This window comes from Pseudoalteromonas caenipelagi (assembly GCF_013140855.1).
In the GTDB taxonomy this organism is placed as follows: Bacteria; Pseudomonadota; Gammaproteobacteria; order Enterobacterales; family Alteromonadaceae; genus Pseudoalteromonas; species Pseudoalteromonas caenipelagi.
Genome location: NZ_JABBPG010000002.1, coordinates 462,050 through 476,457, shown reverse-complemented (window position 1 = coordinate 476,457; position 14,408 = coordinate 462,050). Strand labels below are relative to the sequence as shown.

Sequence of the window (14,408 nt, the reverse complement as noted above, 5' to 3'; positions counted from 1 at the left end):
ACGTCGGCTAGTTTTTTTCCTGCACTCGGTATTGCGCGTTAATGCATTCAGCGGCCAAACGCCCAGCAATACCGCCATATTTCAGCAACTGCACTAGCACATCTTGTGAAAATGCTACCGTTTCCCCTTGATCAACAAAGTCTTCCCAACCAACTAGTAATTCTTTTACCAACGCTTTGTCTTCAGCGCGCTGTGTTACTGTTAGTTCGTCTATCTGCTCAGTCGTGAGCATTTTAATATGCGCAGTAAACTTAAAGTTCACACCGCCAAAATCAAAGTTAAGCGGGGCTTTAATTACCGCGTTTTCTAACTGCTCTAAAAGTTTTAAATTCATGCTTGTGCCTCAATGTTGTTCGTATGCGTTAGCAAGTCGGCTTGCTTCTTCTTGTGCTTGTTCCATAGTCTCAAACCTAAGAATCCCATTGCTGTCAAAGCAATATGTGGGTGATAGCTTGGGAAACGTTACCAGTACGGTATAAAACTCAATTTCACCCGTTTTTGTATTCATCATATTCACAGCTTGAAATTGCATAGTCAGATCACTCAAATACTAACGTTAGTTCGTCATAGCCAGCGCCGCTTGGCACTAGGCTCCCGTCCAGTTCATAACCCGTTTGCTCACTCTCTAAAGACGCATACTTAGGTACTGGCATTTGATAGCGGCCCAAAATTGAGACTTTATTTCCCGCGTCCGTACCATGCGTAAACTCAAAGTTCTGCACTTGGCCAACCTCATTAAATGGGTTGAAATTGGCAATTACGTCTGCGCTCAGTGTCATTTGTGCCTTTGACTCGTGACCCGTTATCATGATCTCTTCGTGATTAATTGCACGGTCAAAGATCACATTATTACCAACATCAATTGTTAGTTTATGGAGCGTACGCGCCACATTGTTTAGCGTAAACGCCGAGTTGCAAGCAACGCCCAACACCTCTGGGCGCTTCCAACGCTCCCAATCAACAGTAGGGGCAACAGCAGAGTGAATAGGGGGGCTGAACAAGCCTTTAAATTGCCAATTAATACGGGGGATGCCTTTCTCTAAGCTCAAGCTAAACGTACCCAGCATTTCACTTATCTCATGCGTATTGCTACCAAAACGCAGCAGGCACTTAGCTTTAGTTGGTTGGCCTTTGGTGTAGGTGACGCTCGATGCGGTAGACACCTGCACCATGCCACAGGCCAGCAATAACGGCGCGATAGCGGGGGAACTGCCTGCCGTACCGCACATTGCCAACGGGGTTTTAAAATTAAGTGATATATGTTGACCGTAATACACCTGCAAACTCGCGCCGCTGTGCGCTGTTTCAACTTCATCAGAATCAGTTTCGCTCTCGATACTAAACTCAATGTCTGAAGCATAAATTGCGTGCAACCCTGTGAGCGTGGTACCCAGCCCGTCGGCTAATAGAATTTTATCTTTAAAGCGCCAGGTCATGATCACTTACCCCCAGTCGTTAGCTTGTTGTTGTCATCGAGCGTAAACGCACCTGCAACCTGATGGCGGTTTGTTTGTTCAGCCAAAGCATTTCGCGCTTGCTCGGCTATTTGCCCGGGCGTTAGTTTTGGTTTTGGCTCTGCGGTGTCTTTTTTCATAATGCGGCCTTTGTGGTTACTGTAATGTAGCCAGTGACTTTGAACTGGCATTGATAAATCAGGTTGTTTGTGGCGTGGTTTAGCTCAACAATGCGACCACGGTGTAATTGAATGGGTTGCCAGGGCTTAAACGTCAACCCAGCAATTGCTGCCTTAACTTGGCCGCGCAGTTGTTTAACCTGGCCATCGCTTTGCTTGTTGCCACCAATACAGGGGATCACAATCATCACCGCAAAAATCTCAGTGATGGTGTATTCATCTTGGCCTGTGATTGATTCGGCTAGTGAGTAGTCTTCATCGAGCGGCAACACGTAAAGCTGGGGCGATTGAACAGGGCGTTTACGTGCTTCGTTAAAGTCTGCAGCCATGCCCACATTTGCAATACGCTCTCTTTTTAAAGCCGTTTCAATCTGGTTTAAATCAAAATTAAACATTGTTTAAACTCCCTTTAAACCAGCCAGTCGCTGACCATTTCAACAATGGTATTAGCTTGCTTTAGTTCGATACCGATAATGGGGCGAGATGGTAAAGTTACAGCGTGATTACGCCCAGTTTTGCCACCAAAGTGGTGGATAGCAGAGTATTCTTCGCCAAGTCCATGCTCTAACTCACCGTTATCAGCGTTGTGTGTAATTGAGCCCACCAAGTCGCGTGAGTCGGTGAGTGTTAGCCCTGGCTTTTCTGGGTTACGGCCTTTGCCCGTTCTTGCTGCTTCTGACTGCAGCCACTTGGTACCATCGGGAGCCATTTCATCTAAAAAGCGGGTGGTTACGTCCATGTCTAAAAACGCGCCAATGTCGTCTAGAATGTCATCAGGCGCAGCGCTCTTTTTATTAATGAGCTGCAACGATTCAAGCGCATTGCCCGATACCTCGATATAAACACCCGCCATTAGTAACCACTCCAATTAAACTGTGAGGCGGGTTTAGCGGTTTTAATGGCTCTAGAGCTAAATTTTGGCGTTGATACTTTTAACTGAATAACCCCTTTTTCGATTTTTTCTAGCTGTTTAATGGCGTTGTCGCGGCGTTTTAAAATGCCCTCGTCGGCGTCGTTGGTGCATAGTTCGTAGCGCATCAAGTCAGCGGCCAGTCCTGGCAATAAGCTCTGCTCAATGTCATCCATCGAAAGAGAAAACTTAGCCACATAGCCAAAAATCAATGCATCCACGTTCGTTTTTGCGGTGTAAAACCAATCATAAATTTGCTGCTGCAACTCGGTTATAGGGCTTTGTAAAAGTGCGGTGTTTAGGTCTGCTTCCGTCGCGTAGCTATCGCTATTAAAGCGGCCCTGCGCAAATTGCACTAGCAAATGCATGCCAATGGTATTGATTGTGTGAGATGTGCTAACAAACATAACAAGCCTCGTTTTGAAAATAGGGCGCAATGGCCAACGCCCTATGGTTTGGAGCATGGATAATTAAGCGGCAGGGGTGAGTACATCCGTGAGCAAAATGCCGCAGTCTTTAGCAATCAACTGCTCTTGTACAGATTCACCAACTAACACTTCAACACCGCCGCGTAAGCCCGCGGAAACATTGCGGTTACTAGATACACGTTCACCATATCGAGCAGTAAGCGCAAATGTCATGCGTCTGTTTTGAAAATTAGCCAAAGGGTCATGATATGTCAGTGAGATTGAATCTCTCCACGCACGCTCTAGCTGCATACCTTGACCTTTTTTCTTTGTATTTACTCGGGCTTCACCTATGTTGATGTGATCGAGTTCTAGTTTGTTTTTAAGCCACTCTAGAGGGAGCAGCCCATCATCTCCTAGTGTTCCGTTATACCCTTTAATTAAACGCGGGTGTGTTTGCAAAAAAGTAATTACATTACGAGACGTTGTTAGGCAGTTAGGTCGCATAAGTGAGTCATTCATGATTTCTAAAATGAATTTCAAAACGTTTAGGTCTGGGTCGTCAATGTACTTCAACTCACCAACACCTAACTTATGGTGCTTTCCATAGTTACTCGTTTTGTTATAAAAATTCGCAACGCGGACTTCTCTGTCTAGCAATACTAAATCAGTCACACTTTCCGCAGCATTTGTGAGTGGATTGTAATTTGCGGGCGCGTTCTTAATATCGTCATTTGGGACCACATCAGTCAAACCGTAGTCTGTAACTGACCCTGTTTTTTCATCCGATGTAAACTCAACTTGATTTGGCTCTGACTTTCGACCAATTTTTGTATCTGGAACCGTGAACCTTTCTTCGATTTTGTATTCAGTCCAACTATACTCCCGCTTTCCAATCGGTGCATAAGGTAAAGCACGATCTGCAATTAAATCTTTGTTCTTATATGCAATAGCAACTGCAGTTTGTTCCACGCTAGGGGTAAATGGCATACCGTTACTCATGGTTTAGCTCCTTACTTAACAATTAAAAATGGGGTGACATGAATATCACCAATGGTTCCAGCGTCCCCAGCTTCGAGTACTTTGCCGACAACATTAATCACTTCGTCTTCCGCAAAAGTAGCTGCATCAAACGGAACAACGCAGCCCTCAGAGTCAGGTACAGCCCACTCACCACCTACAAAATCACCACCAAATTCAACGGGGGCAATTTGGTCCATAACCACATCAACACGCAGGTGGTTGTCGGTTCCTTGTTCAGTTACTCCTAGCGCATTTGAGGCAACGCCAGTTGCTTGTGATGCCATGAAGTCACCCACATCTACCGCTACAACACGGTTGGGTTTAATCTCGCCAGTAGCTGCAAAATTACGAATTAATCCAGGAATCGCCATTACTTTGCCTCCTTCTGAACATGTTCAAGCGCCGCCGAGACACTAATCGTGACGCCTTTACTCGCTTGGCTCTGCTGAAAATCCAACGCTTTAGCCGCCAACGCTTCGGCTGAATCATCAATTTCAGTCTCGTCGGCATCGCTTTTACTAAAGTCTTTGGTCAAGCCTGTTTGCTCGGGCAGGGCCTGTAAAAATCCTTTAAACCACTCGGCGGGCTTTACAGTGGTATTTTGCTCACCATCGGCCGCCGCAAACTCAAATGTTTGCGCCTGTCCAGTCTCTAAATGCGCCATAAATTCCGCTACGCCCTCGGTGTTAGTCAGGCGCGGTGCCTTGCCACCGTTTACGGTTTGGTCAATAAACGTTTGGGCGTTGTACTTAGCCTGATTAAATTGCAGTTGAGCGTTTTTGGCTTTCTCTGCTTTTAGCTGTGCTTCGAGTGCTTCTTTCTCTTCTTTAGTCACGGTGTTTTCCTCGTCTTCATTGGTATGCGCAGAAAACTCCGCGCTAGGTTCTATAGGTGTTTGTTCGGTATGTTTTTCGTGTTGAGCCAGCGTAGCTTGCTCTTGCAGGTGTTCGGCTTCCCAATCGCTAAAAACATCATTAGCCTCTTCAGCACCAAATTTATCGGTAATTAACGTTTTTAGGTTGCGAACTAGGCGGACAAAACCTTGAGTATTGTCGATGGTCATTTGCTCTATGCGGTCACTCGCAGCAAACTCTAAAACAACCGCATCGCCGCTTTCGTCTTTGCTAAATAGCCATTGCATGCCATCAACAGCGGGGGGCTTACCACCTAAAAAGCCAATATGGCCAAGTTCAAAGCCATTGTCGGTTTTACGTAGTCGTACAGAGCGGTTTGGGTAGCGGGCGTTTTCTACAGCTTCAGCAAAATCAGCGTCTACTTTTTCAGCTTTAGCGTACAGCGTGTCGCCTTCAATTTTTAACTCTTCAGCCCAGCCCCAAGCGGGGTCATCATCTTTTGGATGGCCAATAACAAGCGGTGAAGTGAGTGGTTTAAAGTTCTCAACCACGCTCTTTAAATCATCCTGGCTAAATTCAGCCTCATTACCTTTAGAGTCGGTGTGTTTACCCGCTCTAAAAATCTCGAACCAGTTAAATTTTGTATTGGGTTTCTTTTGCGCCATTGCCTTAGCTCACGTTTAAAACATGTGGCTAGGTTAGCGATTTTGAAAAAGTAGGGGAGTTGGAAAGTGGTTTACATACTGTGCTCTGGCAGCATTTAAATAGACTAAACACCGAAAACAAAACGATCAACAACTAATTTGTAGGTGTTACATGAACCAAAAACGAATACTCGACCAACACAGCGCTGTTTTACATCTTATAGCCGCAAAACAATTGGGCCAAAGTGCGCAATGCATGGCGTTTAAACTGCTTAGTATACCGACAGAGAATACCAGCCATCCAAGTGACCCCGCAGATTTTAACCGTTGTTTACGACTGTTAAACGCAGTACCAGAACTGCGCGAACGTATTCCAAACATGGCAAGCGTAAGCGCATATTGGGCAGCCATTGCAGAACATTGGGATGACATTGAAGCGACATTCTTGGGTGAGGTTGGCTATGACTGGTCAAAAGGTACCAGCGCACCTCAAGCATACCAGTTAATGAAAACTGTGCTCAAAGACGTACAACCACGCAAAGACGACACCCCCGTATTTTCAATTCAGTTACCCAAAAAGAAGGCCAGAAAAAATGTTTAATTTATTCAAACTTTTTAAAAAGAAACCTAAGAAGCAATACAAACTCTCAGAGTTTAGTTTTCGCCGAGTTCACAAAGGCCGCACACAGGTTTATCACACAAACAGCAAAGAGTGGTTAACCTGGCATTTAATCGTTGATGACGTATTTGATGCGGCAGGCGAACACGTAACTGAAACCGATTTACACCATGCGCTCATAGATACTACAGGTAACGTCACGCAAGGCATTGTACACAAAGGCTTAGATCATATGCCAAACCATTATTTTGTAGGCTGCGACTTAGCTAAACCTGATGACACATCAAGAACTATAGAAACAACCGCCTCACATACGCCCAGCGCTAGCAGTTCTAGTTGGTCATCGGGCTATGACTCAGGTTCGAGTTCTAGTTCATCTAGTTTTAGTAGCTCGTCTTACGACTCTGGCTCAAGTTCATCCAGTTCTAGTAGCTCATGTGATTAACGTGCAATGCTAATTCAATTTGAAACATAAAGCGCGAACTTTCACCGCGCTTTTTACTGCCCAACACAACACCATACAATATCCATTTTAATTTTCAGAAAATAATTTAACCATTTTGGTTGAATTATTTCTCGGTTGTGCTAAATTTGACAGTGCCCGGTAACATTTATGGGCTCAATGGAGAATAAATTATGTCACTAACAGAGTTTGGTAAAACAGTTCGAAAGGCGCGTATCGACGTAGGTTTCACGTTGAAGACGATGGCCGAAGAACTTAAAACATCAGCATCGTTTTTGAGTGGCCTTGAAACAGGAAGTAAAAAAATATCAAAGGAATGGGTGAGTAAAATCGAAGATTTTTTTCATTCGCAAGGGAAAGAAGTAAAAAACTTATCTACGTTAGCTGATGTTGCTAATGAAAATGTACCCTTATCTGGCTTGTCCCAGCAACAGCAAATGCTTGTAGCTGGTTTTGCTAATTCTTCGTTTACTCCAGAGGAGCTTAAACGATTTGCTGAATTTTTAGAAAAGATTAACACGGAAAGCAAGGAGTAGAGTCTATGCCCGAAAGCTACCGACTGAGAGGCAACCGAGTTGCACCAATGCCTCTCAGTCGAATTAGAGCCATTGCAACAAATGCAGCAAGAGCGTTTGGATTTAATAAACGAAATAAGCGCAATCTTGACAAGGTGTTCGAGCTTTTATCAGAACTGGGGATTACCCTCAATGTTGTGGATGACAATGAATGGTTGTTCATTACTAAAGGTCATTATGACCCCAATAAAGCCACTATATCCGTACCTGAGTCTATTTACCTCAATGCGTGTGAAGGTGAGCGAGAAGCTTTAGCCATTATGCTGCATGAACTTGGGCATCTATTTTTAGGCCACAAAGCATTGCTACATCATGATGGAGTTTTAAATGCGCGTGAGGAAGAAGATGCGGAGTGGCAGGCAGACAGCTTTGCTGAAGCAATTTTAGAAATCATGGGGTATGAAGTTAAACAATTATCACTCGATTTCTATGGATGAAAACCCCATCCAAAGGATAGGGCTTTCTAAAGTTCCTTTACAAAACTTGTAAAGGGTAATTTCAACAAGAGGACTAACGCTTAATAGCGAGATAAAATTCCTTTAAGTCAAAATCACTTTGTTTGGCGACATTGATACTAGACTTTTAGCATAATTTTATCAAGTTATTTCGTGTTTACCCCCTCGTAACTTTGTGGAGGATTCAGTATGAAAACTGGATACTGTCCAAAGTGCAAACAATCTTGTGAGATTAGTTTTGTTAGCCATGTGGTTAAAAATGGCAAAACTATTTATCCCAAGAAAGGTAAGCGCTGCTTGGTCATTCCTAATTGTACTAATTGCAAATAGGTTAAACAGGCCAAAATAATTCCAAGTCGCAGTAATGCGACTTTTTTACCTTCCCTTTCTTACATATAACGCCCTAGCTCATAGTTTGTGAACCTGTAACTCTCACCGCGCTTTTTACCACCCAATCACAAATCAGCCCAACGCAATCACATGCAACCATGTTTAAACCGTGTTTAAACGGCGTTTAAATTTGTTTAAACCCTTCTTGGATAGACCTGACTACTGCAAATGAGCTTAAAGCGCTTAGAGCGCGTTTGAGGCGTTATTTAAAAAATAGGGGTAAGAAGGGGATGTGATGTTACCAAGTGTAGGTTTTAAGAGCGGTTAGAACTAACCACTCTTGCTATTCGAGTAAGTCACATATCCTCAGAGACTTAAAACATTTGTATTCTGGGCGCGGCTACTTCTTTTTGCTTTATTCGGCTTGTAGTTGGGTCGTTAACTTGTCCAGTTACATTAAGCTCTGCAACTGTATCTGGGTTTAATGTATAGATTACCTTTGTAACCTGATAGTACTGTTCCTGTAGCAAAATATATTCATCAACTCTTGGAACTACTGGTAGCTCTATTGACTGTGGTTCAGTTTCCTCAGGAGATTTTTCAACGTAGACTTTTAGATTATACATTAGCGCTTTCCTTAATTTTGAATTAAAGATTAACTATAGTTGTTTAACCATCTATTTGCGTAGTGTACAAACGTAACCTCACCAACAATACAACGGATCGATATGGAACTAGACATACACGCCTTTAACGCGCAGCTAAATGAATATCTAAAAGCGCGGTTTAAATATAAAAGTAACGTAAGCAGAGTTTGCGTGTTAGACGACAAAATACAAGCCTTTAAAACGAAGATAGACCTATATATAAGATACAAACCCAACTACAAACCATATTTAAAAAATACTCTTGTTCTTGCTCGTATTGGCTTTGTGCAGGCACGTAAAGGGCACGGTACTGACTTACTTAGGTATCTAACGTCGGTAGCAGAACAATTTGAGATCGAACATATCGCGGTAGCGCAAGTGAATAGCAACTCTAAATCGTTCTGTAAGGCTTTTGGGTTTGAAGAAGTAGCTAGTGATGTATGGAGTGTTTCGGTTAAAAAACTTAAAGCGAGAGTGCTAAACGAACAAGCACTCTGCTAAAACAGCGCACCTTAAAAAGGTTTTTTGGGCTTATAAATACTATTAGGTTCAATGGGTTTCCAAGGGCCATTTGGCACTAATGGCGGAACCTGACCACCTCCGCCTGATACACCACCTGCACCTATAACTTTTTTAACTTGTGCCGAGTTAAGTTCAACTAATTGTTTTGTTTTCATAAATTTTCCTTTTTTATAGTGCTTGGTGTAACTCTTTCACACCTTGCTTATATTAAGCTCAGTAACTTCATTACTATCAAAAGATATATAACACTGAGCATGATAAGAATCATCGCTTGCTATATAGTTAATTGCCGCAAATGTTTCTGTTGCCCTAACAACATTAATAAAGCTAATTAAAAGCTCACCATGATGCTGCTTAATAGCAAATTTACAAGCGGCGACACCAGAAAGTTCTTTCATTTCTTTTTTGGCTTTTTTAATCTCAACCTTCCGTGCTTCTTCATTTCTTTCCGCGGCTTTGAACTGTTCTTCGACTGAATCGACTCTGGCCTGATATTGCATTTCTACGAAAAACAAATAAGTTAGCCACGATAAAGTTGTTCCTGCAAACACAGCAAACAATACTTTTAAAAATGAGTTCATTAGCTATCCTCTCGTATCGAACTGAAAACCCAATTCAATCTACGACATTTCGATTGGTACTTGGGTTTATGAGCTTTGTTGCCGCTACTTTTAAGCCAAATGCCATACCCACATTAGTTCCTTTCCTGCAGCTAGAAATGACCAATTTAGTGTTATTTCTTCGAGCTACCTGCCGCATTAAGAAAAAACCTAGTCCAAAGCTAAAATTACGTTTGAACCAAGAACACCCAATACCATCATCGACAATATTAACCTGTAGAGTTCCCCTTACTTGTTCAACAAATACTTCTATTCTTGACGCCTTACCATGTTCAATAGAGTTTTTGACCGAATGATAAATAACAGCATAAGCATCCATCTGCACTTGCTCGGGAAGTGTTTTACCTTGTTCTGTTGAACACACAAAATCAAACTCACTTCTAGGAGCCTCGTATTTGAATGAAGCTTTTAACGCTTCCACTCCTTGTTGTAGAGTTCGCTTTCCTAACACCGCATTACCATGCGCCATCGGCACCAGCATATCAATAACTTCATCTATATATACCAAGCCATCTGCATGCAGGTTTACATCAGGACTAGAGCATTTAGCTTTCGCTTTAGTCATCATAGCTAATAGGTTATGTGTATTTGTGAAGCTATACATTCTGTGAAGTTTTTCATGTACATTAAAATTAGACTTGAGGTAACGCAATAGCATAAATAACCCAGCTAACAAGATTAGAACAACTACCATAATAAGCATGATGTAAAACCAATCAGCTTGATACCACTCTCCTTTAATGTACAAATCAAATTGGACTGGTTCTGACCACGTTCCACCGCCTTGACTTGCTCTTACTTCTAGTATGTATGTGTTCGGTTGAGTGACAAATAAATCAATAGTTCCCTGCCTGGCCTCTTGCCATTCTCCACCTAGCTTATATTGAAACTCTGTTTGGGCAACAAATGAATTTGCTGCTAGATAGATACGGTTATGGCTATTTGCATATAGCTCGTTCGGTAATTGACTTTGAAATTCCCCATCAACATCTACACCTACAATTCTTGGTATTAACATACTCTTTGTTAAGCTAAACAGAATAGAATCAACTCCGTACTGAGTGCCAAAAGTAACAGTTTGGTTTAAAACGTCTAAAGAATTAGGTGTTATATTTAACTTATCCGTCCCAGCAACCGCTTGCGTTGAACCATCAAAAATATAGAGGCCTGAGATAGTACCCAAAATAATTTTTTGGTTAAGTTCCGCAACACCAGATATACTTTGTGGTGTATTTAACCTACTTAAGGTTCTATTGTTAAACCTGTAAAGCCCTTGACCGAATGTAGCAACATAAACCCCAGAGTCGGCTTTCGTAAAGCCCGTTATGATTCTTAAGTTATCACCAAATGCTTCAATAGCACCGTTACTGGTCTTAGTATAAAAGCCCTGCCCAGTGCCAACATACAGCGTATTGTCTATAAGCTCTATGGCAACAACCTCATTTGATTGCATTACTGCATTAAGATCTTTAACAGGCTCAATGTTTGCACCATCATAAATATACAAACCATGATCATTGGTACCAACATAAAGTTTGCCACCAATTTCGTTAAGTACAATTATATAGCCATTGAATAAGCTCTCGAAACGGTTTGATGAAATGTCATATTTCGCAAGGCCTTTTGAAGAAGCAATAAACAAACTATCTCCTATCAACTCCAGATCTGTTATGACATAACCGTAATCGTCTGGGTTGCCTAAAAGTGTCGTGTTGCTACTATTTTTAATAAATACGCCTTTTTCAGTCCCTACGTACTCGGTAGCTTTATGTACCACTTTCATGTTGTAGGCCGAAGGAACTGGGGCAGGGGTATGTCTCTTTTCTTTTGTTACAATCTCTACACTGTTAGTAGAAACTAACCATAAGTTATTTGAGTTATCTTTGAAGATATGTTTAACGACTTTGCGAGAAGAGCTAATACTTTCATTTAATACGTCAAAGTCAAATAGGCTAATGCGTAGTACTTTGCCATCTTGAGCGATAAGTGCCGTGTTTCCATCTATAGCAATTGCGGAAGGGTAGGTACTCCATTCTTTTACATTAACTTTCCCATGTGGATCATAGTAGTACAAAGTACCATCACGCCAAACTAATAAGCCGTTATCACTAGAGTCTATTCTCGAATACTTTGATGGCTTACTATCTACAACAGTTCTACTCAACGCATCAATTCTGAATAAGCCTTCGCTGGTATCAATAAAATTACGACTAATTGAATTTACAACAACGTCATCATTCATTAAACGTGTAACAAGTGAACTATGATCACGCTTAATTGTTTTAAGTTGGGAACTATTTTGGCAATTTATCAACAACTCGGTTAGTTCAATCCTCCAGCATGTAGTTGGTGAAACAAATTGCAAATCCATGTTATCGAGCAGAACTCTATAAACTCCATCATCACCTAATGCAAGAAACAGAGTGTTATCACTTTTATCGTACTCAACATCTTTTACCCAGTTGTGAGGGAGGGCGAATAGCTTGTTCAGCTCAATATAGTGCGTACCATCAAACCTAAAACCGCCAGTTTGGGTCGCCATGTATATATTGGAATTGTTATCCTGCGTGATTCCATAGCTATAGCCTGTAGGCTCAGCCGCCAAAGCTTTAGCGCAAAGAAATAACAAAAATATTATAATAAGAGTCACACGTTCCATCTGACAACTGGGGGGCTACCCCCAGCCTCCATAGCTAAATACTAAAAATTTTCATGTACCCTAGCGCCACATAACTTCATGATAGGTGGTGCAGATTCTATTTCTTTGGTACGTTCTAAATCACTAATATTAACATATCCTGAATTAACCGATAACTTTTTATTAATATTTTTATTGCTAGTTGAGTAAGTACTGTCAGTTCCGAAGTTGTTTATTAATAACATAGTTGGTTTTCTGGGATCGTTAGGATTCGCTTTAGTATTCCAAGCATTTAATACCGCTTCAGCTGCTTTGTCCCCATAAAGTGACCTGTATGCTTTTGCTAAAAAGTTTGCGCCACTGTCAGTTGTGATAATTATGCCCGTGTCCTTGAATTTTGAACCACAGTCAAAATTGATATCAGCATTTAGATAGCTGCCATCTGGTAACAAAAGTGTCGCGTAGAGATTTTGAATTTGAGCCCTATCTTCCTTAGGTTCCAGAGCAAAAGTTGCATGGGTCATTAACCCTATAGATAAGGCTGTTAGTTTTATCATTTTTAAAGTCATGGTTTATTCCTGTTTTTGATCAAACCAGCTTCAATGTACTCCGTGCAACAGCTGCAACAATAGCTTTGTCCATGTCGTACTCTATAGCAGCATCGACGAGTATTGGTGCAAGTGATTTTCTTATTTCTAGCACTCTAGAAGCTGGCATATCTTTTTCCAACACCTGATCCATAACCTCATCAACAAATGTAGATACGGATATCAACTCAGCTCGAATCAATTCTTTATCCACGTTTACTTTTGAGTGTATTAATTCCGGTGTAGGCCCTAAATTATGTTTTTTATTGTCTGAAGGGTTAATGTCAAATAACCAATCGAGCGATATCCCTTTGGCTTTACATAAACCGATTAAGCCTTCCCAAGGGAGTGAGCCTCTCTTTCTTGCTTGATTAACAGCACTCAAAGATAACCCCATTTCCTTAGATAACGCTCTATCGCTTTTCACATTGAGCCTATTGCTCAAACGCTCAATAACAAGGTCAACATCGACACCTTCACTTAATAAGTTATCAGCTACCATAAAATTAATCAACTACATATATATATGGATGCATTGTTATATGAATGCAAAATAACTATTGACATATACATATAACTACATCTAGATTAAATAACAACATATGTGTACGAAACGACACATACCCAATAGACATATACAGGTGACTTTACATGAAACCAGACACTAAACCCACAAAATTAAGTTACACAGAAATTAAAGACCTCTTAAGGAAAAAAGATATTTACCTCTCAGAGATCGCTGAGGCTATCGGTGTTACTAGATCTCATGCATATCAAATAGCTAGTGGTAAAGCAAAGTCCAAAAGAGTTGCCAAGGCCATAGCGCAATGTATCGGACGGCCCCTTAATCAAGTATTCGGTGACTCATACTCTGAGGAAAGTAAAAAACAGAGAGAGAAGCGAGTACTACAAATTGCAAATTCATTAAAAACAGGTACGCCCATTCCACCTATTAGCGTCGCGCAGTCTTAATTCTTAGACAAGGTTAAATTATAAGGAACATCTACCATGCAAATTACCAAAGAAACGATATTTAACGCTGATTCAGCTCCGAATTGTGAGATTTATCATCAGTTTTTACACGCTGTAAATTCCGCAGCGAGAACTAGTGGTCTAACACGCCAAGGTATTGCTGATAGGATGAATAGGGCGCTAAAAGTTGATGAAACAATCATTACAGAAGCAAAGCTAAATAAATATTTATCGCCCGCAACTGAAATATATTTACCTGCTCATATGGTGCCAGCTTTGTTATGGGCATTAAGAAGCATTGAGCCAATCAATGTACTGCTCGAACCTTTGATGTACAGCGCATTTGATCAGCGAGCTCAGCTACTGCAAAAACATGCTGAAATGGAAATGCAGAAACAGCAAATCGAAAAGTCTCAGCAAGAAATTCTTAATTCAATAACCTTACCGAACGACCAATAATCAAGGCTTAACCATGACCATCAAAGACCAAGATCTATCTAAAATTTGGG

The 14,408-nt window shown here is 41.4% G+C and carries 23 protein-coding genes; 7 read left to right on the top strand and 16 right to left on the bottom strand.

Features of this window, described 5'->3' with window-relative positions; translation table 11 throughout:
* Window positions 1-7: 7 nt before the first annotated feature.
* From HG263_RS06890 to HG263_RS06845, 10 genes are all read right to left on the bottom strand, one after another.
* Window positions 8-334 (bottom strand): hypothetical protein, encoded by a 327-nt coding sequence (locus HG263_RS06890; RefSeq protein ID WP_171625334.1) that lies wholly within the window; start codon window positions 332-334, stop codon window positions 8-10.
* Window positions 335-343: 9 nt separating this feature from the next.
* Window positions 344-511: a hypothetical protein gene (locus HG263_RS06885; RefSeq protein WP_246239895.1), complete on the bottom strand. Its 168-nt coding sequence runs from the start codon at window positions 509-511 to the stop codon at window positions 344-346.
* Window positions 512-539: 28 nt separating this feature from the next.
* Window positions 540-1,436, bottom strand: a complete 897-nt coding sequence (locus HG263_RS06880) for a hypothetical protein (RefSeq protein ID WP_216628382.1) — start codon at window positions 1,434-1,436, stop codon at window positions 540-542.
* Between the two features lie 2 nt (window positions 1,437-1,438).
* Window positions 1,439-1,594, bottom strand: a complete 156-nt coding sequence (locus HG263_RS06875; protein ID WP_171625332.1) for a hypothetical protein — start codon at window positions 1,592-1,594, stop codon at window positions 1,439-1,441.
* Window positions 1,591-2,028, bottom strand: a complete 438-nt coding sequence (locus HG263_RS06870) for a phage tail terminator protein (protein ID WP_171625331.1) — start codon at window positions 2,026-2,028, stop codon at window positions 1,591-1,593. Before HG263_RS06870 ends, HG263_RS06875 begins: the two co-directional genes overlap by 4 nt.
* A 14-nt stretch (window positions 2,029-2,042) precedes the next feature.
* The gene (locus HG263_RS06865; protein WP_171625330.1) at window positions 2,043-2,486 is read right to left on the bottom strand and encodes a phage virion morphogenesis protein; all 444 of its coding nucleotides are present in this window, start codon (window positions 2,484-2,486) and stop codon (window positions 2,043-2,045) included.
* Window positions 2,486-2,950, bottom strand: a complete 465-nt coding sequence (locus HG263_RS06860) for a phage protein Gp36 family protein (protein ID WP_171625329.1) — start codon at window positions 2,948-2,950, stop codon at window positions 2,486-2,488. The genes HG263_RS06865 and HG263_RS06860 overlap by 1 nt, the downstream gene beginning before the upstream one ends.
* Window positions 2,951-3,013: 63 nt before the next feature.
* The gene (locus HG263_RS06855) at window positions 3,014-3,952 is read right to left on the bottom strand and encodes a capsid protein (protein WP_171625328.1); all 939 of its coding nucleotides are present in this window, start codon (window positions 3,950-3,952) and stop codon (window positions 3,014-3,016) included.
* An 11-nt stretch (window positions 3,953-3,963) separates the two neighbouring features.
* Window positions 3,964-4,344, bottom strand: coding sequence for a hypothetical protein (locus tag HG263_RS06850; protein WP_171625327.1), 381 nt, complete (start codon window positions 4,342-4,344; stop codon window positions 3,964-3,966).
* Complete coding sequence (locus HG263_RS06845; RefSeq protein WP_171625326.1) at window positions 4,344-5,492, bottom strand: hypothetical protein; 1,149 nt, start codon at window positions 5,490-5,492, stop codon at window positions 4,344-4,346. Before HG263_RS06845 ends, HG263_RS06850 begins: the two co-directional genes overlap by 1 nt.
* 151 nt (window positions 5,493-5,643) lie before the next feature.
* Between HG263_RS06845 and HG263_RS22165 the strand changes: the two genes are divergently transcribed.
* The 4 genes from HG263_RS22165 (at window position 5,644) to HG263_RS06825 (ending at window position 7,565) form a co-directional block, all read left to right on the top strand.
* Window positions 5,644-6,072, top strand: coding sequence for a hypothetical protein (locus HG263_RS22165; protein ID WP_216628381.1), 429 nt, complete (start codon window positions 5,644-5,646; stop codon window positions 6,070-6,072).
* The gene (locus HG263_RS22160) at window positions 6,065-6,535 is read left to right on the top strand and encodes a hypothetical protein (protein ID WP_216628380.1); all 471 of its coding nucleotides are present in this window, start codon (window positions 6,065-6,067) and stop codon (window positions 6,533-6,535) included. Before HG263_RS22165 ends, HG263_RS22160 begins: the two co-directional genes overlap by 8 nt.
* Before the next feature lie 191 nt (window positions 6,536-6,726).
* Entirely contained in the window at window positions 6,727-7,089 is a 363-nt protein-coding gene (locus tag HG263_RS06830; protein WP_171625325.1) for a helix-turn-helix domain-containing protein, read from the top strand.
* Window positions 7,090-7,094: 5 nt separating this feature from the next.
* Window positions 7,095-7,565 carry an ImmA/IrrE family metallo-endopeptidase gene (locus HG263_RS06825; RefSeq protein WP_171625324.1) on the top strand — a complete coding sequence of 157 codons (471 nt, stop codon included), beginning with the start codon at window positions 7,095-7,097 and terminating at the stop codon, window positions 7,563-7,565.
* 722 nt (window positions 7,566-8,287) lie between these two features.
* On the opposite strand, the gene HG263_RS06820 is transcribed toward HG263_RS06825, so the two are convergent.
* Window positions 8,288-8,539, bottom strand: coding sequence for a hypothetical protein (locus tag HG263_RS06820; protein ID WP_171625323.1), 252 nt, complete (start codon window positions 8,537-8,539; stop codon window positions 8,288-8,290).
* Window positions 8,540-8,641: 102 nt separating this feature from the next.
* Between HG263_RS06820 and HG263_RS06815 the strand changes: the two genes are divergently transcribed.
* On the top strand, window positions 8,642-9,061 hold the full coding sequence (locus tag HG263_RS06815; RefSeq protein ID WP_171625322.1) for a hypothetical protein: 420 nt from the start codon (window positions 8,642-8,644) through the stop codon (window positions 9,059-9,061).
* A gap of 11 nt (window positions 9,062-9,072) precedes the next feature.
* On the opposite strand, the gene HG263_RS06810 is transcribed toward HG263_RS06815, so the two are convergent.
* The 5 genes from HG263_RS06810 to HG263_RS06790 all read right to left on the bottom strand — a co-directional run bounded on the left by HG263_RS06810 (window position 9,073) and on the right by HG263_RS06790 (window position 13,429).
* Window positions 9,073-9,237: a hypothetical protein gene (locus tag HG263_RS06810; RefSeq protein WP_171625321.1), complete on the bottom strand. Its 165-nt coding sequence runs from the start codon at window positions 9,235-9,237 to the stop codon at window positions 9,073-9,075.
* 36 nt (window positions 9,238-9,273) lie between these two features.
* Window positions 9,274-9,663 carry a hypothetical protein gene (locus HG263_RS06805; RefSeq protein WP_171625320.1) on the bottom strand — a complete coding sequence of 130 codons (390 nt, stop codon included), beginning with the start codon at window positions 9,661-9,663 and terminating at the stop codon, window positions 9,274-9,276.
* Between the two features lie 34 nt (window positions 9,664-9,697).
* Window positions 9,698-12,244, bottom strand: a complete 2,547-nt coding sequence (locus HG263_RS06800) for a sensor histidine kinase (RefSeq protein WP_171625319.1) — start codon at window positions 12,242-12,244, stop codon at window positions 9,698-9,700.
* Window positions 12,245-12,402: 158 nt separating this feature from the next.
* On the bottom strand, window positions 12,403-12,909 hold the full coding sequence (locus HG263_RS06795) for a hypothetical protein (protein WP_171625318.1): 507 nt from the start codon (window positions 12,907-12,909) through the stop codon (window positions 12,403-12,405).
* Window positions 12,910-12,928: 19 nt separating this feature from the next.
* Window positions 12,929-13,429 (bottom strand): helix-turn-helix domain-containing protein, encoded by a 501-nt coding sequence (locus tag HG263_RS06790; protein ID WP_171625317.1) that lies wholly within the window; start codon window positions 13,427-13,429, stop codon window positions 12,929-12,931.
* Window positions 13,430-13,578: 149 nt separating this feature from the next.
* Here HG263_RS06790 and HG263_RS06785 point away from each other — a divergent pair, with 149 nt between their 5' ends.
* Together HG263_RS06785 and HG263_RS06780 are read left to right on the top strand one after the other, a co-directional pair.
* Complete coding sequence (locus tag HG263_RS06785) at window positions 13,579-13,899, top strand: helix-turn-helix domain-containing protein (RefSeq protein ID WP_171625316.1); 321 nt, start codon at window positions 13,579-13,581, stop codon at window positions 13,897-13,899.
* A 36-nt stretch (window positions 13,900-13,935) separates the two neighbouring features.
* Window positions 13,936-14,358, top strand: a complete 423-nt coding sequence (locus HG263_RS06780; protein ID WP_171625315.1) for a hypothetical protein — start codon at window positions 13,936-13,938, stop codon at window positions 14,356-14,358.
* Window positions 14,359-14,408: the final 50 nt, after the last annotated feature.

Coding starts and splice junctions, on each gene's coding strand:
- HG263_RS06890 (WP_171625334.1), bottom strand. CDS start 334: ATGAATTTAAAACTTTTAGAGCAGTTAGAAAACGCGGTAATTAAAGCC.
- HG263_RS06885 (WP_246239895.1), bottom strand. CDS start 511: ATGATGAATACAAAAACGGGTGAAATTGAGTTTTATACCGTACTGGTA.
- HG263_RS06880 (WP_216628382.1), bottom strand. CDS start 1,436: ATGACCTGGCGCTTTAAAGATAAAATTCTATTAGCCGACGGGCTGGGT.
- HG263_RS06875 (WP_171625332.1), bottom strand. CDS start 1,594: ATGAAAAAAGACACCGCAGAGCCAAAACCAAAACTAACGCCCGGGCAA.
- HG263_RS06870 (WP_171625331.1), bottom strand. CDS start 2,028: ATGTTTAATTTTGATTTAAACCAGATTGAAACGGCTTTAAAAAGAGAG.
- HG263_RS06865 (WP_171625330.1), bottom strand. CDS start 2,486: ATGGCGGGTGTTTATATCGAGGTATCGGGCAATGCGCTTGAATCGTTG.
- HG263_RS06860 (WP_171625329.1), bottom strand. CDS start 2,950: ATGTTTGTTAGCACATCTCACACAATCAATACCATTGGCATGCATTTG.
- HG263_RS06855 (WP_171625328.1), bottom strand. CDS start 3,952: ATGAGTAACGGTATGCCATTTACCCCTAGCGTGGAACAAACTGCAGTT.
- HG263_RS06850 (WP_171625327.1), bottom strand. CDS start 4,344: ATGGCGATTCCTGGATTAATTCGTAATTTTGCAGCTACTGGCGAGATT.
- HG263_RS06845 (WP_171625326.1), bottom strand. CDS start 5,492: ATGGCGCAAAAGAAACCCAATACAAAATTTAACTGGTTCGAGATTTTT.
- HG263_RS22165 (WP_216628381.1), top strand. CDS start 5,644: ATGAACCAAAAACGAATACTCGACCAACACAGCGCTGTTTTACATCTT.
- HG263_RS22160 (WP_216628380.1), top strand. CDS start 6,065: ATGTTTAATTTATTCAAACTTTTTAAAAAGAAACCTAAGAAGCAATAC.
- HG263_RS06830 (WP_171625325.1), top strand. CDS start 6,727: ATGTCACTAACAGAGTTTGGTAAAACAGTTCGAAAGGCGCGTATCGAC.
- HG263_RS06825 (WP_171625324.1), top strand. CDS start 7,095: ATGCCCGAAAGCTACCGACTGAGAGGCAACCGAGTTGCACCAATGCCT.
- HG263_RS06820 (WP_171625323.1), bottom strand. CDS start 8,539: ATGTATAATCTAAAAGTCTACGTTGAAAAATCTCCTGAGGAAACTGAA.
- HG263_RS06815 (WP_171625322.1), top strand. CDS start 8,642: ATGGAACTAGACATACACGCCTTTAACGCGCAGCTAAATGAATATCTA.
- HG263_RS06810 (WP_171625321.1), bottom strand. CDS start 9,237: ATGAAAACAAAACAATTAGTTGAACTTAACTCGGCACAAGTTAAAAAA.
- HG263_RS06805 (WP_171625320.1), bottom strand. CDS start 9,663: ATGAACTCATTTTTAAAAGTATTGTTTGCTGTGTTTGCAGGAACAACT.
- HG263_RS06800 (WP_171625319.1), bottom strand. CDS start 12,244: ATGGCGACCCAAACTGGCGGTTTTAGGTTTGATGGTACGCACTATATT.
- HG263_RS06795 (WP_171625318.1), bottom strand. CDS start 12,909: ATGACTTTAAAAATGATAAAACTAACAGCCTTATCTATAGGGTTAATG.
- HG263_RS06790 (WP_171625317.1), bottom strand. CDS start 13,429: ATGGTAGCTGATAACTTATTAAGTGAAGGTGTCGATGTTGACCTTGTT.
- HG263_RS06785 (WP_171625316.1), top strand. CDS start 13,579: ATGAAACCAGACACTAAACCCACAAAATTAAGTTACACAGAAATTAAA.
- HG263_RS06780 (WP_171625315.1), top strand. CDS start 13,936: ATGCAAATTACCAAAGAAACGATATTTAACGCTGATTCAGCTCCGAAT.